Here is a 23,010-nt window from a genome sequence, read left to right on the forward strand (position 1 = left end):
TCCGCGCGTCTGTGATGTTCAAAGTCCGGCACCAGCCGGAATACGGACCATCTTGCCATCGACAAAATGGATGCCGCATTCGGTTTTTTCGCGGTTGCGCCAGCGGCCCGCCCGCGGGTCTTCGCCGGGTGCGACCTTGGTCGTGCAGGGGGCGCAGCCGATCGACGGATACCCCTGAGCCACCAGCGGATGCCGGGGCAGGCGGTTTTCGACCATGTAATCCTGCACATCGTCACGGGTCCAATGCGCCAGCGGGTTGACCTTGAGCAGGTCGCCATCTGCCTCGAAGAACGGCAATGCCTTGCGCTGACCGCCTTGGTATTGCTTGCGCCCGGTGATCCAGCCGTCGAATTCGCCCAAGGCGCGCATCAGCGGTTCGGTCTTGCGCAGGGCGCAGCAGCCGTCAGGGTCCGACAGGTGCAGCAGCCCTTCGTTGTCGCGTGCCAGCAGCGCATCACGATCGGGATGCAGGACGCGCACGTCGCCGAGGTGCAGGCGTTCCGCGACTTCCATCTGGTAGGTCAGCGTTTCCGCAAACAGCATCTCGGTATCCAGAAATAACACCGGCAGGTTGCGATCCAGCACCGACACCATATGCAGCAGCGCCACGGATTCCGCCCCGAAAGAGCTGACAAGCGTGAGTTTGCCTGTCTGGCCGTCGGTCAGGGCGCGTTCCAGAACAGCGCGGGCCGAATGGTGTTTGTAGGCCTCGTTCAGGGACGTGACCCTGTCGGACAGGTTATCAAGCGGCATCGCGTGCGCCTTCCTTGTCAGGATAAAGGACCGCCTTGAACGGACCCGCGCCCAGACGGCGGTAGGCCTGAAGAAATGTCTCGGACGCGTCCTCACGCAGATCAAGGTAGCCCAGCACCAGCCGTTCGATGGCTGGGATGATCTCATCGGCGCTGAAACCGGGACCGGCCCGCTCGCCGATCGCCGCGTCCTCGGACCCGTCGCCGCCCAGCGTGATCTGATAGTTTTCCACCCCTGCACGGTCGAGGCCAAGGATGCCGATGTGACCCACATGGTGGTGACCACAGGCGTTGATGCAGCCTGAAATCTTGATCTTCAGCGGGCCGACCTCGTGTTCCAGTTTGAGTTCGTCGAACCGGGTCGCGATTTGCTGTGCAATGGGGATCGACCGCGCTGTTGCCAGCGCGCAGTAGTCCATGCCGGGGCAGGCGATGATGTCGGACGCCAGCCCGATGTTCGCCGTCGCAAGGTCCGCCGCACGCAATGCGGCATAGACGGCAGGCAGATCGGATTGATGCACATGCGGCAGGATCACGTTCTGTTCGTGGCTGATGCGCAGCTCGTCATGACCGTAGGTTTCGGCGATATCGGCCAGCGCGCGCATCTGGTCAGATGTCGCATCGCCCGGCGTGGCACCGTGTTTTTTGATCGAGACGCTGACGATGGCATATCCGTCCGCCTTGTGCGCGGTCAGGTTGGTATCTGACCAGGACCGGAACGCAGGGTTGGCCAGGCGGGCCGCCTCATACCCGTCGGTTTCCGCGGTCTTGAACGCAGGCGGCGCAAAGGCGGTCTGGATTTCCGCCAGCAAGGCCTGATCGACGCCTGAAAACTCTGCGCGGATGCGTGCAAACCGTTCATCCACCAAGGCCCGTATCTGGTCGATACCATTCTCGTGCACGGTAATCTTGATGCGTGCCTTGTACTTGTTGTCGCGGCGGCCCAGCAGGTTGTAGACGCTGACGATCGCCTCGCAGTAAGGCAGGAGGTCGGCCACGGGCAGATAGTCCGTCAGCACCTTGCCGATCATCGGCGTCCGGCCCAGACCACCGCCCACCAGCACGCGGAACCCGATTTCTCCAGCGTCATTACGGACCAGTTGCAGTCCGATGTCATGGGCGCGGATGACCGCGCGGTCGGCCTCGGCCCCGGTCACCGCGATCTTGAACTTGCGCGGCAGGAACTGAAATTCGGGATGGTCCGTGGACCACTGCCGCAACAGTTCCGCATAGGGGCGGGGGTCCGCGATTTCATCTGCAGCGGCACCGGCGAAATGGTCCGCCGTCACGTTGCGGATCGTGTTGCCGCTGGTCTGGATGGCGTGCATTTCCACGTCCGCCAGTGCGTCAAGGATATCGGGGACGTCACGCAGTTCCGGCCAGTTGTACTGGATGTTCTGCCGCGTGGTGAAATGGCCATAGCCCTTGTCCCAACGGTCCGCGATCATGGCAAGCTGGCGCATCTGCGCGCTGTTCAGCGTGCCATAGGGCACGGCCACACGTAGCATGTAGGCGTGCAGTTGCAGATACAGACCGTTCATCAGGCGCAGCGGCTTGAATTCGTCCTCGGTCAGGGACCCGTCGATGCGGCGTTCGACCTGACCGCGGAATTGGGCGACACGTTCGCGAACGAATGCGGCGTCGAAATCGTTATACTTGTACATGGATCAGGCCCTCGTCTGTTTGCCGTGGGGATAGTTCGATGGTCCGCGCGTGCGGAACGCCTCTCGGAAATGCACGGGCTCTGGTCCCGCTTCGCCCTCTTGTGCGTCGGCCAGATAGGCCCCTGAGATTTCGGACTGACGCGCGCTGGCCTCCAGCAGGCGCAGTTCGGCGTGGGCCTCGTCGGTCAGCAGTTCGGCCTCTGCGATGTCGCGCGACCAGCGGTCGTCGTCGGTCAGCCAGACGGCGTCACCCTCGAGAAGCGCGTTGGCGGTGATGACCTTTGGAGTGAAAGCCTTGGGCATTATGCAAATTCCTCTGCGGGGATGTCGGTGCTGGCGGCCAATGCGTCGCGCGGTGCAAGACCGAGGAACGTCAGGGCCGGACCTGATAAACGGGCCTCTGTCAGGGTCGGTTCCAGCTGGGCCAATGTGGTGGCCAGAATACGCTGATCGGTGCGGCTGACGTTTTCGATGATGGTCACGGGGGTTGCGGGATCGGCCCCATGCATCAGCAGGCGGCCCTGAATGAACCGTGCCGCCCGTTTGCCCATGTAGATCGCGGCGACCTCGCCGGGGCGGGCCAGCGCTTTCCAGTCGTGATCGGCAAAGCCGCGTGTGTCGTGGCCGGTCATGTACCGCACGGATGAATTGCGGCCACGTTTGGTCAGGCTCTGGCCCAGACCTGCGACGGCGGCACTTGCGGCGGTGATACCGGGGATGATGCGCCAGCTGACACCGGCGGCGGTGCAGGCCTCAATTTCCTCGTCCAGACGTCCGAACACGGTAGGATCACCGGATTTGAGGCGCACGACATGGTGCCCGTCCTGCGCATGCTGCACGATCAGCGCATCGATGTCGTCCTGCGCCATGGCGCTGCCGAAACCTTCCTTGCCGGCGTCGATCATCAGCGCCTCGCGCCGCGCCAGTTCCAGAATCTCGGACGTCACCAGCCGGTCGTAGATCACCACATCAGCGGTATCGAGCGCGCGACGCGCCTTGAGCGTCAGCAGATCCGGGTCGCCCGGTCCCGCCCCGACCAGATCGACATGACCGACCTTGGCGGGTGCGTTGATCGCATCATCGAGCAGGGTGTTCAGTGTCTGCAGGATTGCCTCCTCGCCGCCAGCTTCCAGCGCCTTCGGCCCCGCATCGAAATAGAATGCGGACCAGAAATCGCGGCGCACGCGACCCATGGGCAAAACATCGACCGCAGACCGAAACGTCTTGCCGATCCGCGCCAGCAGGCCCAGCGATGTCGGCAGACGTTCCTCGAGGTCGGCCTTGATCTTGCGGGCCAGAACGGGTGCGGCCCCTTCGGTGCCGATCGCGATGACAACGGGGTCACGGTCCACGATGGCAGGCGTGATGAATTGGCTGTCGGCCAGATTGTCGACGATGTTGACGCGCGCCCCATCGCGATGCGCTAGGTCCGCCACGCGGGCATCCTCCGTATCGTCCTCATTGGCGGCATAAAACAGCACGGCGCACATGGCGTCGCCGGGCTCCATCGCGCGCTGGACCAGCGTCAGCTTGCCCTCATGCGCCAATCGGTGCAGGTCGGGATGGGCGTCAGCGGCAAAGACCGTCACATGGGCGCGGGTCTTGAGGATCAGGCGCAGCTTGGCCAGGGCGGCCTCGCCACCACCGGACAGGACGATGCGGCGTCCAGCGACGGCCATGAAAACGGGAAAATGATCCATTGCGCATCCTTTCGGTTCTGCCCTGACATATAGAACATTGTTCTGGTATTTTGACAGTGGCCCGCTTAGTTAAGAACGCACGTTCCAGTGGCCGCACTGTTTTGGTGCAATGTTCTACAAATGGCAGGATATGCGAATGTCGATCCGTATCGATGACACAGACCGGAAAATTCTTGCGGCATTGCAGCGCGACGCATCACGGTCGCTGGACGAGATCGCCACCGAAATCGGGTCGTCCAAGACGCCGGTCTGGAACCGGATCCGCAAGCTGCGCGAGGCGGGGATCATCAAATCGCAGACCGTCCTGCTGGACGCCGAGGCCCTGGGGTTCGAGGCGTGCTTCTTTGTTCTGATCCGCACCAGCGAACACGATGCGGTCTGGCAGGAGCGGTTCCTGAATGCGCTGACCGCCCGGCCAGAGGTGCAAGAGGCGCACCGCCTCGCAGGCGACATCGACTACATCCTCAAGGTGCGCGTCGCCAATGCCCGCGCCTATGACATCTTTTATCAGGCGCTCATTTCAGAGGTAAAGGTCCACACCGTCACGGCGCTGCTGTCGATGGAGGAAATCAAATCCACGGTGGCGCTGCCGCTCTAGTCGCATCATCTTGCCTCAAATACTCCCGCCAGAGGCGTCCCGCACCATCAAACGTTCCAGCCCGTGGAAATGAAACGCATCCGCATAGACAGGCCTTGTCACCTGTTCCAGATGCGGCAGCCTTTCCCACAGCACATCGAGAGCGACACGCAACTCCAGACGTGCCAGCGGTGCGCCGACGCAGAAATGGATGCCGCCGCCGAACGCCACATGTGCCGGACCCGAACGGTCGGGGTCGAACCGGTGCGGCTCTGACCAGATCGCAGGGTCGCGGTTGGCAGCCCCCAGCAGGCATGCAATTCGGTCGCCGCGTTGAAATGTCTGTCCCAGCACCTCGCAGGGGGCATAGACCCAGCGGGTGAACATGTGCAGCGGCGGGTCATGGCGCATGATTTCCTCGACCGCGGCGGCATCGGCGCGGCGCTGTCCGGTTTTCAGCATGGTCGCCACGCCGTTGCCCAGGGTGTGAACCGTCGCCTCGTGGCCTGCATTCAGCAACAGGATCGCAGTCGAAATCAGTTCCGGTTCCGACAGGCGGGCGTCGCCGTCGCGGGCGGCGATCAGCGTCGACAACAGGTCATCGCCGGGTGTCGCGCGCTTGGCAGCGATATGATCCCGAAGAAAAGCGGTAAACGCGCGAGTGGCACTGTCCGCCTCGGCCATGATCTGCGGTGTCAGGCGGGCCTGATACATCGCAACCATAGCGTTTGACCAGCGCAGCAGGTCATCCGCCGCCTGTTCCGGAACACCCAGCAGGCGGGCGATGGTAATGACCGGCACGGGCCGGGCGTATGCGTCCAGCAAATCGAAGTCGCCGTCCGGAAAACGGTCGATCAGGTCATGGCACAGTGACCTGATTCCGTCCTCGAGGGCGGCAATGGTGCGCGAGGTAAAGGCGCGCAGCACCAGACCGCGCAGGCGAGTGTGGTCCGGGGCCTCAAGTTCCAGCATGGAATGGGCCTCGACGGCGTCGAATGCGGCGCGCGCGGGGTCGGCTGCTGGTTGCGTCAGTGGCGCGCGGCCCATGCGTTTGTCACGCAGCACGGCTGATACGGCGGCATGGCTGACCGCACAGGGCATGGCATAGTCCGTCCAGTAGGCGAAATCACCGGCTGCCCGCATGCTGTCGTAAAACGGATATGGGTCCTGCACGAAGGCCGGATCGGTCGGGCTTTGATCAAAATGTTCCATGATCTCTGCATGCTACCAGTCGCGACCATGTGCAAGCATGGGTTGCGGCATTCTGTCCCCCCGGTCGGCATACCAAAGCATTCCGTAAAAAAATGTATACAACGGGGTGCAGGATAAGTCAGGCTACTGACAGCGCTTGAGTCTGCCGGGAGGGGAGACCGTGACCGATAAAGACAGCCGGAAAAACCAAGGCGAAGCAGCGTACCGGCGCACGTCGGATGACTCCGTGCGTGATGTGGCCAAGGAGGCGATGCGTCGTCTGGCCTTCAGGATGCCAAAGGCGGCAGAACAGGGATTCGATCCCGGCCGCGCCGAAATCGACCGCCTGTGCCAGCTGCTGACAGAGCCGGACAGCAAGCCGCTGAAGCAATACATCAAGGGGTTGCTTGATGACGGCAATTCGCCGGCCAAGATCTACATTGGCTATATCGCATCCGCGGCGCGCAGGCTGGGGCAGGATTGGGCCGAAGATAGCCGCAGCTTTGCCGAGGTGACACTGGGATCCGGACGACTGCATCAGATCGTCCGTGAACTCAGCGCGCATCAGGACCGCGCAGATGGGCGCAAGGGCGATGCGCCCCACGCCATGCTGGCGCTGGCCCCGGGTGAAACCCATACGCTGGGAATCGAGATTTTCGCCAACCTGCTGCGCGATGACGGATGGGATGTCGAAATCTGCATTGGTGGGACGCAGGCGAGTATCCTGAAACGTGCCCGCGAAGGCAGCCACGATGTCGTGGTGCTTGTGGGTTACGGGCAGGGGGACGGGCTGATCTTTGCCAGCCTGGTGGATGACCTGCGTGCAGCACTGCCCGACGGGGCAGTGCTGATGGCGGGTGGTATTGTGGAATCAGCGCCCGAGATTCCCGGTGTCCCGCCCGAGGACTGGCTGACGGATCTGCCCAGCGCCGTGTTGCGGTTGCGGCAGCGCTTGCCGGGCTGACCTCAGGCGTTTTCCAGCGCCGACAGGATGGGAGAGAAATCGGCGGCCTTCAGGCTGGCGCCACCGACCAGAGCGCCATCCACATCCGCGACGGCAAAGATTTCGCCCGCGTTCGATCCCTTGACCGACCCACCATAAAGCAGACGCACGCCCTCGGCCTGTTTCATCAGGTCGCGCAGGGTGGCGCGCAGGGTACCATGCACCTCGCCGATCTGTTCGGTGGTGGGCACCTTGCCGGTGCCGATCGCCCAGACCGGTTCGTAGGCGATGACCGTGTTGGCGGCTGTCGCACCGGGCGGCAGCGATCCGCGCAGTTGGTCTGTGATGACCGTCAGCGCATGACCGCTTTCGCGTTGGTCCAGCGTTTCACCGATGCAGATCACCGCCACTAGGCCTGCTGCATGAGCGGCTGCGGCTTGCCCTGCGACATCGGCGTCAGTTTCGCCGTGATCGGTGCGGCGTTCGGAATGGCCGACCAGCACATGGCTGGCACCTGCATCACGCAGCATCGGTGCGCTGATGTCGCCCGTATGTGCGCCGCTGCGTTCGGCATGGCACGTCTGACCACCGATCTGAAGCGCATGGGTCCCACGCGCCCAGGCCATTTGTGCGATCAGTGTGGCGGGGGCGCAGATCAGCATATCCACGTCCGGGTCCGGGTGTGCCTCGGTCAACGCCTTGATTTCGCTCAGGTCATCGACCAAGCCGTTCATCTTCCAGTTGCCTGCCGCCAGTTTGCGTCGCATGAGAGGTCCCCTTTGCCAATGCCCGCGGCTTTGGTAGCAAGTCGCACACAGAACGGAAAGGGCGACCATGATCCCACGTATTGACGCCGCCGCATTGACCGATCCGCAGCACGCAGGCCACGCTGCAGCGCGTGACGCGGCCGCGACCGCAGCAACCGGGGTTGGGTTCCTGACCATTCACAACACGGCGTTGACGCCCGCACGCGTGTCAGAGGTCATTGCGGCCTACCGCGCATTTTTCCACCTGCCAGCCGCGGCCAAGCAAGCCGTCGACATGTCCCGCACCGGATCGAACCGGGGCTGGGGGGCGTCCGGGTCGGAACAGGTCAATCCCGACGCCAATCCCGATTACAAACAGGTTTTTGATTGTGGCGTCACGCTGCCTGCCAGTCATCCCTATCGGACGGCGGGCATTCCGGCCTATGCGCGCAACCAATGGCCCGATCAGCCAGCCGATTTCGCGCCGCTGCTGCGGCGTTATTTTACCGATGCCTGTCTTGTGGCGCGCGGTCTGCTGGTCGCGATTCTAAATGCCGTGGGCGAGGATGGCCCATTTTTTGCGGACAAGTTCGGCACACCGATGGCCCTGCTGCGTGGGAATTTATATCCGCGGCGGCCGGCCTCGGCGGGGGCCAAGGATTTCGGGATCGCGACGCATACCGATTACGGGTGCCTGACCTTGTTGGCGACTGACGGATCGCCCGGTCTGGAGGTTCGCCAGCGCGGTGGCGGCTGGATTCCCGTCAGCGCACCACCCGGTGAATTCGTCATCAATTTCGGAGAGATGCTGGAAATCTGGACCGGTGGCAGGGTCAAAGCGACCCCGCATCGCGTCATCGGCACGCAGGACGAACGGATTTCAGTGCCGTTGTTCTTCAACCCTGACCATGATGCAAATGTCGCCCCTGCGGGTGCCGCACCTGTGATGGCATTGGATCATCTGCAAAGACGGTTCAACGAAACCTATGTCCACCTGCAAAAGACCTAAGTGGTCGTGATCGCCTCGTTGAACTTGATCGATTCGCCGCAACCGCAGGCGTCGACCACGTTCGGATTGCGGAATTTGAAACCGCTTTCCAGCAGAGTGGTTTCATAGTCGATTTCCGTGCCGAACAGGAACATTTGCGCCATGGGTGCAATCATCACCCGTGCGCCATCCTGTTCCACGACCTCGTCCATCGGATCGACCTCTGACACGTAGTCCATCGTGTATTCCATGCCAGCGCATCCGCCTTTCTTGACGCCGATACGCAGGCCCTGCGACCCGTCCTTGGCCATCAGTTTCGCGATCTGGCGCGCGGCCTTGTCGGTGATTGTGACGGCCTGTTTGCCGGGAATGCCGAACATGGGATGTCCTTTCTGATGCCTTTTCAATGTAGGCGGGATGGCACCGTGTCTCAAGGGGGGCGGTCTCGCAGTGCGCAAGAGGGAGCAGCCCGATGCGATCGCACAAGATCGCATGCGCGTGGTGCATCGTGGTCGCGCCCCGAAGATCGGGTCTGAAACGACGGCAGTCGGGGTTACATGAACCCCAGTTCCAGCCGCGCCTCGTCCGACATCATGTCCATGCCCCACTGCGGCTCGAAGGTCATTTCGACGTCGACGTGCTTCACACCTTCGAGAGGTTCGACCGCATCGGCGACCCAGCCCGGCATTTCGCCAGCCACGGGGCAACCCGGGGCCGTCAGTGTCATCGTGATGTTCACTGCGTTTTCGTCGTCGATCGCGATCGTATAGATCAGGCCCAGGTCATAGATATTGACCGGGATTTCGGGATCATAGACGGACCGGCAGGCCTCGACGATCTTTTCGTGCAGTGGATGATCGGTAGAGGAGGGCGCAATCAGTGGCGTGCCTTCCATCGGTGTCTGATCGGTCATGTCTTCGATTCCCGGCTATTCCTGACCAATCATATAGGATTAGCGGCGCGGGCCGTAAAGGGTGACCCGCGCGGCCGTGATTACAGGCCCATGCAGTTGGCGTAATAGGTGACCGTCGCAGGCCAGTCGCTGAACATGCCTTCGATGCCGACGTCTTGTGCCAGAACGTCCAGCACTTCGTAGTAGTCGCCGTCACTGCTGATCGCGTCTGCAACGGACTGGAAATACCATCCACCACCGGTGGCCAGTGGACCGCTGCGCTCGTAGCTCCATGCGATGATGTTCAGACCGGCGTCCTTGGCCGCAGTCGCATAGGGCGACGGAACGATCTGGCCTGCATCGTCCAGCGTGATCAGCATCCAAAGCGGCGGTGCGATATAGTTCACGCCCATATCGGCCAGTTCCTGCATCGTCGGCTGAAAAGTCGCGGTGTCCAGCGGGTCGATCGCACCTTCGTCATCGTCCGATGCCTCATAGCGGTCGTCGAGATAAACGGCCTGCGCGCCGAAATCCGGGGTGTTCGCGATCCAGTATTTCACATCGTCCAGATTGAACGATTGCAGCCAGACATCTGCGGGATCGACCCCGGCGGCGACGTATTCATCGACCAGTTTCTGTGCATAGTCCTCTTGCGTGAAATCACCGTCGGGCATCGGCACGCTGGCGGATTTCAGTTCGGGGGTGAACTTTGCGCCAAGGTCGGCAAACAGCGCAATGCTCTCGGCGTGGGTCATCAGCTGTGCGTTGTCGTCGTACAGGTTCGTGCGCCAGTCTGCAGTGCCGCCCAGATAGGCCTCTACCGTGGTGGCGGTGGAATCGGCGGCGTCCATCTTGGGCCGCAGGGTCTGGAATTCGGCCAGTGTCAGATCCGACGTGCGGCATTCCGCGCTGGCCGGCGTATCGCCATCGGCGGGGGTAAAGGGTGCGGTGCATTTCTCGGCCAGATCGGTAGCCAGAATGTTCGTCGTCGTGTGCAGGTCGTTCTGCGCGTGACGGCAGACCAGTGCGTGATCGGCGGTAAATGTCACGTCACATTCAAGGATGCCTGCGCCCATGCCAGCGGCGGCGCGGTTCGCTTCGACGGTATGTTCGGGGAACATCAGCGGCGCGCCGCGGTGACCGATCGAGAAATCGGTGCGGGCGATCTGCTGACCCTCGCAGGCGGCAAGCGCGTCCTTCAGCGGGCCGTCCTGCATCTGGCTGATCAGATATGCAGGGCGCGGGCCATAGCCATCCAGCGGTCCAGAGGCGCTGTGCGTCTCGGCCAGGGCGGATGTTGCGGCCAGGGCTGCAACACATGTCAGCATGCGGGTTTTCATCGGGTTCTCCCTAATTGGTTATCGCAGGCGGTCTAGAACCTGCAGTTGTAACGCTGACGCATCAGGTTTGTGACGGCCAGATGAAATCCTCTGAGTGGCAGGTCTTCGCCCATGCATTCCATCCGCGCGCACTTCGCATTAAGGAGGGGCGACATGACCGGGGCCAATACAATGACAGACCGCTTTTCATTCGATTTGCATGTGACGGACGGGGCGGCCCGCACGGGTGTGATCCACACGCCGCGCGGCGACATCCGCACACCGGCCTTCATGCCGGTGGGGACGGCGGCCACGGTCAAGGCGATGCTGCCGGACAGTGTTGCGGCCACCGGGGCGGATGTGCTGCTGGGCAATACCTATCACCTGATGCTGCGCCCCACTGCGGAACGCATCGACCGGCTGGGCGGGCTGCACGGGTTCATGAACTGGAACAAACCCATTCTTACCGACAGCGGCGGGTTCCAGGTGATGTCACTGGCAGAGCTGCGCAAACTGACCGAGGACGGTGTGACCTTTCGCAGTCACGTCGACGGATCCCGCCATCATCTTTCACCGGAACGCAGCATGGAAATCCAGCGCCTGCTGGGGTCGGACATTGTGATGGCCTTTGATGAATGTCCCGCCTTGCCGGCGGACCGCACGCGCATCGAGGACAGCATGCGGCTGTCGATGCGCTGGGCTGCGCGCAGTCGCGCGGCCTTTGGTGACCGGCCGGGATATGCGCTGTTCGGCATCCAGCAGGGTGGTCTGGAACGCGACCTGCGCGCCGAAAGCGCAAAGGCCCTGATTGACATCGGGTTTGAGGGGTACGCCGTCGGCGGACTTGCCGTGGGCGAAGGACAAGAGGCGATGTTTGGCTGCCTTGATTATGCGACCGACATGCTGCCGGTGGACAAGCCGCGCTATCTGATGGGGGTGGGCAAACCCGACGACATCGTGGGTGCGGTCAAACGCGGGATCGACATGATGGATTGCGTGCTGCCCAGCCGGTCCGGGCGCACGGGGCAGGCGTTCACCCGCTACGGCGTCGTGAACATCAAGAACGCCCGCCATCAGGACGATCCCCGCCCGCTGGACGAGGGATGCAACTGCCCGGCCTGCACAGGCTATTCCCGCGCCTATCTGCACCACGTGTTCCGGGCCAAGGAAATGATTTCGGGCATGCTTTTGACATGGCATAACCTTCATTACTTCCAAGTCATCATGCAAGAGATGCGCACGGCCATCGCAGCGGGCACCTTTGCTGAATGGGAGGCCGGCTTTCACGCGGGACGCGCACAGGGCGATATTGACCCGCTATAAATTCAGGAGCCAAGCCATGCGTTTCATTCTTGCCATCCTCTTGCTGCTGCCCGCGGGCTTGCGCGCAGAAAGCCTGTGCGGCGTCACCGACAATGCGGCCCTGCTGGACATGCTGGCAGGTGATTGGCGCGGTGACACCTATCTGTCGGCGGTCAACGCGGTCATCGACCAGACGGAAATCCAGCCCCGCGCCGAGGCCGAACGTGTCACGATCGGGACGGACGGTATCCTGAGTGTCGAGGCGATCGCGGCGGCGATGGGGGGCGAGGGTCTGCCGATGGTCCTGTCACCCACCCCCGTCTATAACGTGGATCAGGTGGATGATCTGCTGGAGACCACACAAGCCGAGGTGCTGGCCGATGTGCTGTCGGACACGCCCTGCGGACCAGAGGAGTTGCCGCAATTCGTGGCCACATTCGGTTTCGATCAGGCGGATACCGATGGCGTGCGGTTCGAAGGGCAGGTGGTGTTGATCCCCTATTTCGACGACCGCATCCTGCGTCTTGATCAGTTTGACGTGAACACGGGCGAGATGGTCCTGTTCGTGACCGTCGCCTCGGTGCTGACCCGCGAATGACAGATGGGGCGGTCCGCATCGGCCTGCCTTTTCATTGATAGCGCTGTAGGGCAGGCCGGACGGGCTGCGGGGTCGAGCGTGCGGCGCCGGCTGAATTGATATCTGCGGGTTGTTATTGTGCGGCGCAGGTTTCATCATGACCGTCAGTGCGCGGCAATCGTCTGGTTGAAATGCATCGGTTGATGCCCCAGATATTGTGTTCGAGGAGATGGACGAGCGCCGCCGCATTGGGGCCGGTCCGTCTTGCCAAAACAAGGAAAAATACCATGCAAGAGCCACTTGCGACATCATACCCCGTCCTGCCGCTGCGCGACATCGTTGTGTTCCCGCACATGATCGTGCCGCTGTTCGTCGGCCGCGAAAAATCCGTCCGCGCGCTCGAAGAGGTGATGCGTGACGACAAGCAGATCCTGTTGTCCAGCCAGATGAATCCGGGCGAAGATGATCCCGCGATCGACGGCATCTACCGGACCGGCGTTCTGGCGAATGTGCTGCAATTGCTCAAATTGCCCGATGGTACGGTCAAGGTGCTGGTCGAAGGGCGTGCGCGCGTCGAAATCACGGAATTCCACGAGAACGACCAGTTCTTTGAGGCATCGGCCCGTTATCTGGAGGAAGTCCCCGGTCAGGAGGACGAACTCATGGCGCTGACCCGCACTGCCGCGGCAGAGTTCGAACGCTATGCCAAGGTCAAGAAAAACATCCCCGAAGAAGCCATGGCCGCCGTGAGCGAAGCGACGGAGCCTGCCAAGCTGGCCGACCTGATCGCAGGTCATCTGGGGATCGAGGTGGATGAAAAGCAGAAACTGCTGGAAACCCTGTCCGTGTCCGAGCGTCTTGAAAAAGTTTACGGCCAGATGCAGGGCGAAATGTCCGTGCTGCAGGTCGAGAAGAAGATCAAGACCCGCGTCAAGACCCAGATGGAGCGCACGCAGCGCGAATACTATCTGAACGAACAGATGAAGGCGATCCAGAAGGAGCTGGGCGACGGCGAGGACGGCCAGAACGAGGTCGACGAGCTGGAAGCGCGGATCAATGACACCAAGCTGTCCAAGGAAGCCCGCGAAAAGGTCGATGCCGAGCTGAAAAAGCTCAAGAACATGTCGCCTATGTCGGCAGAGGCTACTGTCGTGCGCAATTACCTGGACTGGATCCTGGCGGTGCCATGGGGCACCAAATCGCGCACGAAAAAGGACCTTGGTCACGCGCAAAAGGTGCTGGATGACGACCACTATGGCCTTGAAAAGGTCAAGGAACGCATCGTCGAATACCTCGCCGTGCAGCAGCGCAGCAAAAAGCTGAAAGGCCCGATCATGTGTCTGGTCGGCCCTCCGGGCGTGGGTAAAACTTCGCTTGGTAAATCCGTGGCCAAGGCGACGGGACGCGAGTTCATCCGCATCTCGCTGGGTGGCGTACGCGACGAATCCGAAATCCGCGGTCACCGTCGGACCTATATCGGGTCGATGCCGGGCAAGATCATTCAGGCGCTGAAAAAGGCGAAAACCACAAACCCGCTGATCCTGCTCGATGAAATCGACAAGATGGGTCAGGATTTCCGTGGCGATCCTGCGTCTGCCATGCTCGAGGTGCTGGACCCGGAACAGAACGGCAGCTTTGTCGATCACTACCTCGAGGTCGAATACGACCTGTCGAACGTGATGTTCCTGACGACGGCGAACTCTTACAACATGCCGGGGCCGTTGCTGGACCGGATGGAGATCATCGGCCTGTCCGGCTACACCGAGGACGAAAAGCGCGAGATCGCGCGCCAGCACCTGCTGCCCAAGGTCATGAAAAACCATGGGTTGAAGTCCAAGGAGTTTGCCGTCGACGACAGCGCCCTGACCGATATCGCGCGGTATTACACTCGCGAGGCCGGTGTGCGTAACTTTGAACGCGAACTGGCCAAGGTTGCCCGCAAGGCGGTGACGAAGATCGTCAAGAAAGAGGTCGAAGCCGTTGATGTGACGGCCGAAAATCTGGGCGACTATCTGGGTGTGCGCAAGCATCGCTACGGTCTGGCCGAACAAGAGGATCAGATCGGTGTCGTCACCGGGCTGGCCTATACGTCGGTCGGTGGCGAACTGCTGAGCATCGAGGCGCTGCGCCTGCCGGGCAAGGGCCGGATGAAGACGACCGGAAAACTGGGCGACGTGATGAAGGAATCCATCGACGCCGCCAGTAGCTATGTCCGGTCGGTGGCACCGCAGATCGGGGTCAAGCCGCCCAAGTTCGACACGCTGGACATCCACGTGCACGTCCCCGACGGGGCCACGCCTAAGGACGGACCCAGTGCCGGTCTGGCGATGGTCACGTCGATTGTATCGGTCCTGACGCAGATTCCGGTACGCAAGGATATCGCCATGACCGGCGAGGTATCTCTGCGCGGCAACGCGATGCCGATTGGCGGGCTCAAGGAAAAACTGCTGGCCGCCCTGCGCGGCGGGATCAAGACCGTGCTGATTCCGGCGGAAAACGAAAAGGATCTGGCCGATATTCCCGACAACGTGAAGGAAGGTCTGACCCTGATCCCCGTAACGCATGTGTCAGAGGTTCTGGAACATGCATTGGTGCGCCAGCCCGAGCCGATCGAATGGGACCAGGAGGCAGAGGATGCCGCCGCAGCGGCCACGCTGGCCCGTCGGGGCCTGGAGGCATCGACCGGCTTTCACTGACCCTCTGTAAACCTAGCCAACGCAGCCCCGCCACACCGGCGGGGCTGTTTGCGTTTTGGCGGCACGGTCGTCACAGGTCGTGAATTCCTGTGGATCGGTCATGGTCAGGCCGCAAAGTTTCGCTAAGGTTGGTTCAAACCGGAATCGGAGCCTGCGATGTCATCGAAAACGAACCCCGCCACCGAGGGCAAGACCGTCACACTCAAGCCTGCGACGCCAAAGGTCGACACGACCCCGGCCAAGGCGCAAGTGGCCGCCCCGGCGCCCAAGGTGGTCGGGACCGCGACCGCATTGGACGCAGGCGAGCCAATCAAGAAACCCGAATTCATCGACCGTGCCGTGGCGCGCTCTGGCGTCAAGAAAAAAGACGCCAAACCCGCGATCGAGGCCGCCATGGCGGAACTGGCCGATATCCTGCTGGCCGGTGGCGAGCTGATATTACCACCGATGGGCAAGTTGAAATCGATCAAATCAAAGGATCTGGGTGAGGGCGCGCAGATGTTGACGCTCAAGCTGCGCACGATGAAGGATGGCGCTGGTCAGGGCGCGGGGCCAAACACTTCAAAAACCGGGGTTGCAGACGACGACGAGGACGGCTAAATCCCCACTCGCGGGTGATTAGCTCAGTGGTAGAGCGCTTCGTTCACATCGAAGATGTCAGGAGTTCAAATCTCTTATCACCCACCAGAATACAAAAGGCGTCACCGCAGGGTGGCGCCTTTTTGCATTGTTGGCGCATGAACAAGGGACCAACGGGATGACCTATCCGGACCTCTACATACTGCGGCATGGCGAAACCTTCTGGAACGCCGAGGGTCGCATGCAGGGCCACCTGAATTCACCGCTGACACCGCGCGGCGTGGCGCAGGCCCATGCACAGGCAGCGCTGCTGGCCGGTGCGGACCTGACCGGATTTGCCTTCTACACCAGCCCGCTGGGCCGGGCTGTGCAGACGGCTGCGATCGCGTTGGGACCGCTTGCCACCACGATCCGCACGGATGACCGCCTGATGGAAATCGACGTGGGCGCGTGGCAGGGCTGTTTGCGACGCGACCTCGTCACGGGTGACCTGGTCGAGGGACCGGACGGGGATGTCACGCTCTATGCGCGGGCACCGGGTGAGGGGCTGGCGGCACTGACCGCCCGCGCGCAGGCGTTTCTGGATGATCTGGACGGTCCTGCCGTCGTCGTGTGTCACGGCATCATCAGCCGCGTGCTGCGCCGTCTGGTGCTGGGACTGGGGCCCGAGGCGCTGGCTGATCTGCCGGGGGGGCAGGGCAACGTATTTTACCTCAGCCAGGGTCGCCAGGAAGAGTTGCGCTCGCCCTCGGCATTGGGTAATCCGTCTTCAGCGGGTGGTTAGCTCAGTTGGTAGAGCGTTTCGTTTACACCGAAAATGTCGGGGGTTCGAGCCCCTCACCACCCACCATCGCCCCTGACGCCATCACACGAAGCTTGACGTGCGCATCGGTGCGGGGCCAGATCGGCAGATGTTGAGCCAGAAATCCGACTATGCCCGGACCCGTGATGCGTTTCGCTGGGATATTCCGCGCCACTACAACATCGGCGTTGATTGTTGCGACCGCGTCGCGGACTTGAGTCCGGATGCGGCCGCGATCATCGACGCCTCCGGTGACAATCCGCGCACCGTGACATTTGCCCGGTTGCGCAGCCTCAGCAATCAGATGGCAAGGCTGCTGTCACGCCACGCAAGCGCGGGCAGCCGGATCGGCGTGCTGCTGCCGCAATCGGTCGAAACAGCGATGACACACCTTGCAGCGTTCAAGCTGGGGGCCATTTCCATCCCGTTGTTCACCCTGTTCGGGCCTGACGCCCTGCGCCACCGATTGCGCGATTCGGGTGCCTGCGTGCTGGTGACCGACGCTGCGGGGGCAGCCAAGATCGACGCGATCCGCGCTGATCTGCCCGATCTGGTCTGCGTCATCGTGATCGGCCCGGATCTGGATGCCACCCTGGCAGGATTGCCCGATGATTTCACCCCTGCCCGGACAGCAGCGGACGACCCTGCGCTGCTGATCTACACCTCTGGCACCACTGGCGCACCCAAGGGGGCGCTGCACGCCCACCGCGTTCTGCTGGGCCATCTGCCGGGCGTCGAGATGAGCCACGATTTCCTGCCGCAACCCGGTGACCGGATCTGGACGCCGGCCGATTGGGCATGGATTGGCGGATTGCTGGATGTGCTCCTGCCCGCATTGCATCACGGCATTCCCGTCGTGGCCTGCCGCTTTGCCAAGTTCACGGCAGAGGCAGCCTTTGCCTTGATGCGGGATCATGGTGTGCGCAACGCGTTTCTGCCGCCGACCGCGCTCAAGATCATGCGGCTGATGCCGGATCCGCCGCAGTTGAACCTGCGCTCTGTCGCCAGTGGCGGCGAAACGCTGGGCACAGAGCTGATCGACTGGGGCCAGCGGGTGCTGGGGTGTACGATCAACGAATTTTACGGCCAGACCGAATGCAACATGATCGTCAGTTCGTGTGCGGCACTGGCACCGGCTGTCCCCGGCGTAATGGGGTTTGCTGTGCCCGGTCATGATGTGCAGGTCATCGATCCCGACGGCCAGCCCTGCCCAGTCGGGGCAGAGGGCGATATCGCCTGCCGCAGTCCCGACCCGGTCATGTTCCTGCGCTACTGGAACAATCCGGCTGCGACAGAGGCGAAGATGCGCGGCAACTGGCTGCTAACCGGTGATCGTGGCACATGGTGCCCGGATGGGCGCATCCGGTTCAAGGGACGGGACGATGACATCATATCATCGGGCGGTTACCGGATCGGTCCTGCGGAAATCGAAGATTGTCTGCTGACGCATCCTGCCGTGCAGATGGCCGGCGTCGTCGGTGCCCCCGATCCAATCCGGGGCGAGGTGATCGTGGCATTCGTGCAACTGGTGTCAAGTGCGGTGGGGGAAGATGCACTTGCCGACACGCTGATCGCGCATGTTCGCAATCGGCTGGCTGCCCATGAGGCACCGCGGCGCATCATCTTTGCAGGCTGCCTGCCACTGACCACCACAGGCAAAATCATCCGCGCCGATCTGCGGGCGCAACTGGCGCAGGGCTGAGGGGGTCGCTGTTTTTCAAATATCCCGGGGGAGGTCTGCAAGACCGGGGGCTGGCCCCCTCCAACCTAGCAAGCGGGCGCATCGCAATCATTTTTGCGTTGTGCCGCATTTTGCGCATTCTCGCGCTTGACGGGGGTGGGGGGCTTGCATAGAAGCGCGGCACGCTTTGCGACACGCAAGGTGGTCAAGATGCGCGGTTGTAGCTCAGTTGGTTAGAGTACCGGCCTGTCACGCCGGGGGTCGCGGGTTCGAGCCCCGTCAACCGCGCCATTGACCCCCGAAACGTACGCAAACGTGATGAAATGCGCGGTTGTAGCTCAGTTGGTTAGAGTACCGGCCTGTCACGCCGGGGGTCGCGGGTTCGAGCCCCGTCAACCGCGCCATTTCACCCCTTCCTGAACCTGTTTTCCGGTGCCGATTTTTCGCGAAAAATCGGTTGCACGTCCGACCCTGCGACAGGCCGGACGTATTCTTGATTTTTCGCGAAAAATCGCGGCCCCGTCAGCGGGTCATCGCATGCAGGATTCGCGCCCAACTGCGCGTGCCCTTGTGAAAGGATGACAGGTCGTATTTCTCGTTCGGGGAATGAATTTGATCGTCGTCCTTTCCGAAACCGATCAGCATGGCGTCCATGTCGAGGTAGGACTTGAAATAGGCGGCGATGGGAATCGAACCGCCACAGCCGACATATGCTGCTGCATTGGGCCATTCGTCCGACAGGGCGCGGCGGGCCTGATCGAACGCCGGATGTGTTGTCGTCATCTGGCCCGCTGCCGAGGCCCCGTGCGCGTGAAACGTCACACCGCAATCGGCAGGAATCATGCCGCTGACCTGCTTGCGGAACGCGACGCGGATCGCCTCGGGATCCTGCTGGCCCACAAGGCGGAAACTGATTTTCGCGCTGGCCTGCGCAGGCAAGACTGTCTTGAACCCGTCACCGGTATAGCCTGCGGTCATGCCGTTGACCTCGCAGGTGGGGCGCGACCAGATCATTTCCAGCGGGCGGCGGCCTTGTTCGCCAGCAGGATATTTCAGACCGACTTCGCCCAGGAACGCTTCGGCGTCAAAATTTAGGTCGTCCCAGGCGGCGGCCAGTTCGTTCGACAGTTCGGGTACGCCGTCATAGAAACCAGGCACAGTGATACGTCCCGTTTCATCGTGCAGTGCTGCAATCACCTTGGCCAGGACGCGGGCAGGGTTCATCGCGATCCCGCCATACATGCCCGAATGCAAATCCTTGGACGGGCCGGTGATCGTGACTTCTTCGCCCAGCAGTCCGCGCAACTGCGTGATGATCGCAGGTGTCGCGTCGCCATACATGCCGGTGTCGCAAATCAGCGCGATATCCGCGCGCAACAGGTCTGCGTTGTCTTTCAGAAACGGGATCAGCGACGGCGACCCTGATTCCTCCTCACCTTCGAAAAAGATGGTGATGTTTCCGGGCAGGGTGCCATGCACCGCTTTCCAGGCGCGACAGGCCTCGATGAATGTCATCAGCTGGCCCTTGTCGTCCGATGCGCCACGCCCGCGAATGACTGGCCCTTTGTCCGTCTGCTCGACTGCGGGGTCGAACGGGTCGCGGTCCCACAGGTGCAGCGGGTCCACGGGTTGCACGTCGTAATGCCCGTAAAACAGGATGTGCGGGCCGTCGCCGCCGGACTGCGCGACCACCATCGGGTGTCCTGTTGTCGGGTGCTTGGTGGCCTCGAATCCGATGGATTGCAGGTCCGCAACCAGCCAGTCGGCCGCACGGTCGCAATCACCCTTGTATGCGGGATCGGTGGAAATGGACGGAATGCGGAGCAGGTCCAGCAGCCGTTCGGTCGCAGGATCAAGGTTTGCGTCGATGTGGTCGAGTACTGGGTCAAGGGACATTGCGGCATCTTTCTCTGCTGTTTGAAATGAAACTTAGCCGGTTTCACCGCATGTGCCAGTAGCGTGACAGTGGGTCGCGTATTGTCGTCCGGTGATGCGCCCTATATGTCCGGAACCGAAGAAACGATAACAGGACCTGCCCGGTGAATTACGACGCTGCCCTCGCGACCGCTATCGACCGTCTGCATGCCGAAGACCGGTATCGCACCTTTATCGACATCGAACGCACCCGGGGTCAGTATCCACATGCTGTCTGGAACAAACCCGATGGCAGCACCCAGCAGGTCACCGTCTGGTGCGGAAACGATTATCTGGGCATGGGTCAGCATCCCGTCGTGCTGTCCGCCATGCACGAGGCACTGGATGCGACCGGCGCGGGATCGGGCGGCACCCGCAACATTTCCGGCACCACCGTCTATCACAAGCGGCTGGAGGCCGAGCTGGCCGATCTGCACCGCAAGGAAGCAGCACTGCTGTTCACCAGCGCCTACATCGCCAATGACGCGACGCTGTCGACCCTGCCGAAACTGTTTCCCGGTCTGATCATTTATTCAGACGCACTGAACCATGCGTCCATGATCGAAGGTGTGCGTCGCAACGGCGGGGCCAAGCGGATCTTTCGCCACAACGATGTGACGCATTTGCGCGAATTGCTGGCAGCGGATGATCCCGCCGCCCCCAAGCTGATTGCATTTGAATCGATCTATTCGATGGATGGTGATTTTGGTCCCATCGCCGAAATCTGCGACCTGGCACAGGAATTCGATGCCCTGACGTATATCGACGAGGTCCATGCAGTCGGCATGTATGGCCCGCGCGGTGCGGGCGTGGCCGAACGTGACGGATTGATGGGGCGGATCGACATCATCAACGGGACGCTGGCCAAGGCGTATGGCGTCATGGGGGGCTATATCGCGGCCTCGGCCCGAATGTGCGATGCGGTACGGTCCTATGCACCCGGTTTCATCTTTACCACCTCGATCCCTCCAGCCGTCGCCGCAGGGGCAGCGGCCAGTGTGCGCCACCTCAAGACCGACCAGGGATTACGCGACGCGCAGCAGACGCAAGCCGCCATTCTGAAAACCCGGCTCAAGGGGATGGGTCTGCCCATCATCGACCATGGCAGCCATATCGTGCCGCTGATCGTGGGTGATCCGAAACACACCAAGAAACTGTCCGACATGCTGTTGCAGGATTTCGGGATCTATGTGCAGCCGATCAACTATCCGACCGTGCCGCGCGGAACAGAACGTCTGCGTTTCACACCATCACCGGTGCATGGTCCGCGCGAGATGGACACGTTGGTTCGTGCGTTGGACGGTCTGTGGTCCCATTGTGCGCTGAATCGCGCCGATTTAGCGGGCTGACCTTTCTGCGAGTGCAAAGGCTGTGACGCTCTGCTAGATGTTGTGTGTCAAATTTCTACAAATAAATCGACTTTAGGTCGCATTTATGTGAGATAATGGCACAAGGCAGGGCAGACGGCGGTTAAGCACATGATCGTAAAGACTTTTCGGCGAAACAAAACGCCCGATGAGATCGAATCCAAGGGATTCGACGCATTCGACTTGCGCCTTGGCGACCTGATGCGTGGTGAGCGTGCCACATTGGGCAAGAGCCTCTTGGACGTTCAAAGCGAGCTTAAAATCAAGGCGTCTTACATTGCCGCGATTGAAAATGCCGATCCTGCCGCGTTCGACACACCGGGTTTCATTGCCGGTTATGTGCGGTCCTATGCGCGCTATCTCAAGATGGATCCGGACTGGGCGTTTGATACATTCTGCCGCGAAAGCGGGTTTGCCACAGCTCACGGTATGTCCAAGGCGGCATCATCTGCCAAACCGGCTGTCGGCACCGCAACCCCGAGTGCGGGTCGTGATATCTTTGCCAGTTCCGCCACGCCATTCATTCCGCGGGGCGACCGGATGTTCACGGGTGTCGAACCCGCGGCTGTTGGTTCCCTCATGGTGTTGGTTGCATTGATCGGCAGTCTGGGCTGGGGCGGTTTCGCCATTCTGCAAGAAGTACAAAAGGTACGCCTGGCACCCGTGGAACAAACGCCGGTCGTGCTGACCGACCTGGATCCGCTGGCTGGTGCCACCGCATTGCCCGACACTGACACCGATGCAACGCCGGAACTTGCCGGAACCAGCACCGAGGCGCTGGACCGTCTGTATCGCCCCCAGGCTCTCGAGGTGCCGGTGCTTGTGGCGCGAGATGCGCCAATCTCTACGTTGAACCCCGGCACGATCGGCACATTGATCCCCAATAGCGTCGATGCAGGGCTTGCGCAGGCGGTGGCCGATGCGACGCCGACACTCGAAACGCCGATCGGACCAGCCATTCAAGTCAGCGAAGACCCGGCACCCGGCGTGCAACTGGTTGCTGTGCGACCCGCATGGGTGCGCGTGCGCGCGGCTGACGACTCCGTCATTTTCGAAGGCATCATGAACGCGGGCGACACCTTTGCCCTGCCCAATACCGAAGAGCCGGCAACCCTGCGGGTCGGAGAAAGCGGCGCTGTGTATTTCGCCGTGAATGGTCAGCACTACGGGCCGGCCGGTGCCGCAGGCACAGTCACCTCGAACGTTGCGCTGTCCGCAGAGAGTCTGACTGCCACTTATGCGCTGGCTGATCTCGAGGCCGATGGCGATTTGGCAGCCGTGGTGAATGTCGCCGAAGTGGTGACTGAATAAACCGTGCCG

21 protein-coding genes and 4 tRNA genes are annotated in these 23,010 nt (G+C 61.8%); 15 read left to right on the forward strand and 10 right to left on the reverse strand.

Annotated elements, in window-relative coordinates; genetic code table 11:
• Positions 1-18: 18 nt before the first annotated feature.
• The 4 genes from BMX27_RS14025 to cysG are packed head-to-tail and all read right to left on the reverse strand — an operon-like array spanning position 19 to position 4,116.
• A complete protein-coding gene (locus tag BMX27_RS14025) occupies positions 19-753 on the reverse strand; it encodes a phosphoadenylyl-sulfate reductase (protein ID WP_090160556.1) in 735 nt (244 codons plus the stop codon).
• Positions 743-2,416: a nitrite/sulfite reductase gene (locus BMX27_RS14030; protein WP_090160559.1), complete on the reverse strand. Its 1,674-nt coding sequence runs from the start codon at positions 2,414-2,416 to the stop codon at positions 743-745. Before BMX27_RS14030 ends, BMX27_RS14025 begins: the two co-directional genes overlap by 11 nt.
• A gap of 3 nt (positions 2,417-2,419) precedes the next feature.
• On the reverse strand, positions 2,420-2,719 hold the full coding sequence (locus BMX27_RS14035; protein ID WP_090160562.1) for a DUF2849 domain-containing protein: 300 nt from the start codon (positions 2,717-2,719) through the stop codon (positions 2,420-2,422).
• Positions 2,719-4,116 carry a siroheme synthase CysG gene (cysG, locus tag BMX27_RS14040; RefSeq protein WP_090160564.1) on the reverse strand — a complete coding sequence of 466 codons (1,398 nt, stop codon included), beginning with the start codon at positions 4,114-4,116 and terminating at the stop codon, positions 2,719-2,721. The genes BMX27_RS14035 and cysG overlap by 1 nt, the downstream gene beginning before the upstream one ends.
• 136 nt (positions 4,117-4,252) lie before the next feature.
• On the opposite strand from cysG, the gene BMX27_RS14045 reads away from it, so the two are divergent.
• The gene (locus BMX27_RS14045) at positions 4,253-4,714 is read left to right on the forward strand and encodes an Lrp/AsnC family transcriptional regulator (RefSeq protein WP_090160566.1); all 462 of its coding nucleotides are present in this window, start codon (positions 4,253-4,255) and stop codon (positions 4,712-4,714) included.
• Positions 4,715-4,729: 15 nt separating this feature from the next.
• Here BMX27_RS14045 and BMX27_RS14050 read toward each other — a convergent pair whose 3' ends face one another.
• Positions 4,730-5,905 (reverse strand): cytochrome P450, encoded by a 1,176-nt coding sequence (locus tag BMX27_RS14050; protein WP_090160568.1) that lies wholly within the window; start codon positions 5,903-5,905, stop codon positions 4,730-4,732.
• 160 nt (positions 5,906-6,065) lie between these two features.
• Between BMX27_RS14050 and BMX27_RS14055 the strand changes: the two genes are divergently transcribed.
• Positions 6,066-6,848 carry a cobalamin B12-binding domain-containing protein gene (locus tag BMX27_RS14055; protein ID WP_143056832.1) on the forward strand — a complete coding sequence of 261 codons (783 nt, stop codon included), beginning with the start codon at positions 6,066-6,068 and terminating at the stop codon, positions 6,846-6,848.
• Positions 6,849-6,850: 2 nt separating this feature from the next.
• Here the strand turns inward: BMX27_RS14055 and tpiA are convergent, their stop codons facing one another.
• Positions 6,851-7,594, reverse strand: coding sequence for a triose-phosphate isomerase (gene tpiA, locus BMX27_RS14060; RefSeq protein WP_090160572.1), 744 nt, complete (start codon positions 7,592-7,594; stop codon positions 6,851-6,853).
• 67 nt (positions 7,595-7,661) lie between these two features.
• Here tpiA and BMX27_RS14065 point away from each other — a divergent pair, with 67 nt between their 5' ends.
• Positions 7,662-8,582, forward strand: a complete 921-nt coding sequence (locus BMX27_RS14065) for an isopenicillin N synthase family dioxygenase (protein ID WP_090160574.1) — start codon at positions 7,662-7,664, stop codon at positions 8,580-8,582.
• Here BMX27_RS14065 and BMX27_RS14070 read toward each other — a convergent pair.
• The 3 genes from BMX27_RS14070 to BMX27_RS14080 form a co-directional block, all read right to left on the reverse strand.
• Positions 8,579-8,941, reverse strand: a complete 363-nt coding sequence (locus BMX27_RS14070) for a HesB/IscA family protein (RefSeq protein ID WP_056033529.1) — start codon at positions 8,939-8,941, stop codon at positions 8,579-8,581. The two genes, BMX27_RS14065 and BMX27_RS14070, sit on opposite strands and share 4 nt — an antisense overlap.
• A gap of 173 nt (positions 8,942-9,114) precedes the next feature.
• Entirely contained in the window at positions 9,115-9,474 is a 360-nt protein-coding gene (locus BMX27_RS14075; RefSeq protein WP_056033526.1) for an SUF system Fe-S cluster assembly protein, read from the reverse strand.
• A gap of 80 nt (positions 9,475-9,554) precedes the next feature.
• On the reverse strand, positions 9,555-10,793 hold the full coding sequence (locus BMX27_RS14080; RefSeq protein WP_090160576.1) for a glycerophosphodiester phosphodiesterase family protein: 1,239 nt from the start codon (positions 10,791-10,793) through the stop codon (positions 9,555-9,557).
• A 171-nt stretch (positions 10,794-10,964) separates the two neighbouring features.
• Between BMX27_RS14080 and tgt the strand changes: the two genes are divergently transcribed.
• The 10 genes from tgt (at position 10,965) to BMX27_RS14130 (ending at position 18,813) form a co-directional block, all read left to right on the forward strand.
• Positions 10,965-12,095, forward strand: coding sequence for a tRNA guanosine(34) transglycosylase Tgt (gene tgt / locus BMX27_RS14085; protein WP_090160729.1), 1,131 nt, complete (start codon positions 10,965-10,967; stop codon positions 12,093-12,095).
• Positions 12,096-12,111: 16 nt separating this feature from the next.
• Positions 12,112-12,672 (forward strand): hypothetical protein, encoded by a 561-nt coding sequence (locus BMX27_RS14090; RefSeq protein ID WP_090160578.1) that lies wholly within the window; start codon positions 12,112-12,114, stop codon positions 12,670-12,672.
• A gap of 266 nt (positions 12,673-12,938) precedes the next feature.
• Entirely contained in the window at positions 12,939-15,347 is a 2,409-nt protein-coding gene (lon, locus tag BMX27_RS14095) for an endopeptidase La (protein ID WP_090160580.1), read from the forward strand.
• 156 nt (positions 15,348-15,503) lie between these two features.
• Positions 15,504-15,947 (forward strand): HU family DNA-binding protein, encoded by a 444-nt coding sequence (locus tag BMX27_RS16890; protein ID WP_177172733.1) that lies wholly within the window; start codon positions 15,504-15,506, stop codon positions 15,945-15,947.
• 12 nt (positions 15,948-15,959) lie between these two features.
• Positions 15,960-16,034 (forward strand) — tRNA-Val (locus BMX27_RS14105).
• A 70-nt stretch (positions 16,035-16,104) separates the two neighbouring features.
• Positions 16,105-16,710 carry a histidine phosphatase family protein gene (locus BMX27_RS14110; protein ID WP_090160582.1) on the forward strand — a complete coding sequence of 202 codons (606 nt, stop codon included), beginning with the start codon at positions 16,105-16,107 and terminating at the stop codon, positions 16,708-16,710.
• A tRNA-Val gene (locus BMX27_RS14115) sits at positions 16,701-16,776 on the forward strand. Before BMX27_RS14110 ends, BMX27_RS14115 begins: the two co-directional genes overlap by 10 nt.
• Positions 16,777-16,837: 61 nt before the next feature.
• Entirely contained in the window at positions 16,838-18,430 is a 1,593-nt protein-coding gene (locus tag BMX27_RS14120) for an AMP-binding protein (protein ID WP_090160731.1), read from the forward strand.
• 193 nt (positions 18,431-18,623) lie between these two features.
• Positions 18,624-18,700: transfer RNA gene (locus BMX27_RS14125), tRNA-Asp, on the forward strand.
• A 36-nt stretch (positions 18,701-18,736) separates the two neighbouring features.
• Positions 18,737-18,813 (forward strand) — tRNA-Asp (locus BMX27_RS14130).
• Positions 18,814-18,931: 118 nt separating this feature from the next.
• Here the strand turns inward: BMX27_RS14130 and BMX27_RS14135 are convergent.
• Complete coding sequence (locus BMX27_RS14135) at positions 18,932-20,305, reverse strand: M20/M25/M40 family metallo-hydrolase (RefSeq protein ID WP_090160584.1); 1,374 nt, start codon at positions 20,303-20,305, stop codon at positions 18,932-18,934.
• Between the two features lie 143 nt (positions 20,306-20,448).
• Here BMX27_RS14135 and hemA point away from each other — a divergent pair, with 143 nt between their 5' ends.
• Positions 20,449-21,672 (forward strand): 5-aminolevulinate synthase, encoded by a 1,224-nt coding sequence (gene hemA, locus BMX27_RS14140; RefSeq protein ID WP_090160586.1) that lies wholly within the window; start codon positions 20,449-20,451, stop codon positions 21,670-21,672.
• A 129-nt stretch (positions 21,673-21,801) separates the two neighbouring features.
• Entirely contained in the window at positions 21,802-23,001 is a 1,200-nt protein-coding gene (locus BMX27_RS14145) for a helix-turn-helix domain-containing protein (protein WP_090160588.1), read from the forward strand.
• Positions 23,002-23,010: the final 9 nt, after the last annotated feature.

Source organism: Loktanella sp. DSM 29012, from assembly GCF_900110705.1.
Classification (GTDB): domain Bacteria; phylum Pseudomonadota; class Alphaproteobacteria; order Rhodobacterales; family Rhodobacteraceae; genus Loktanella; species Loktanella gaetbuli.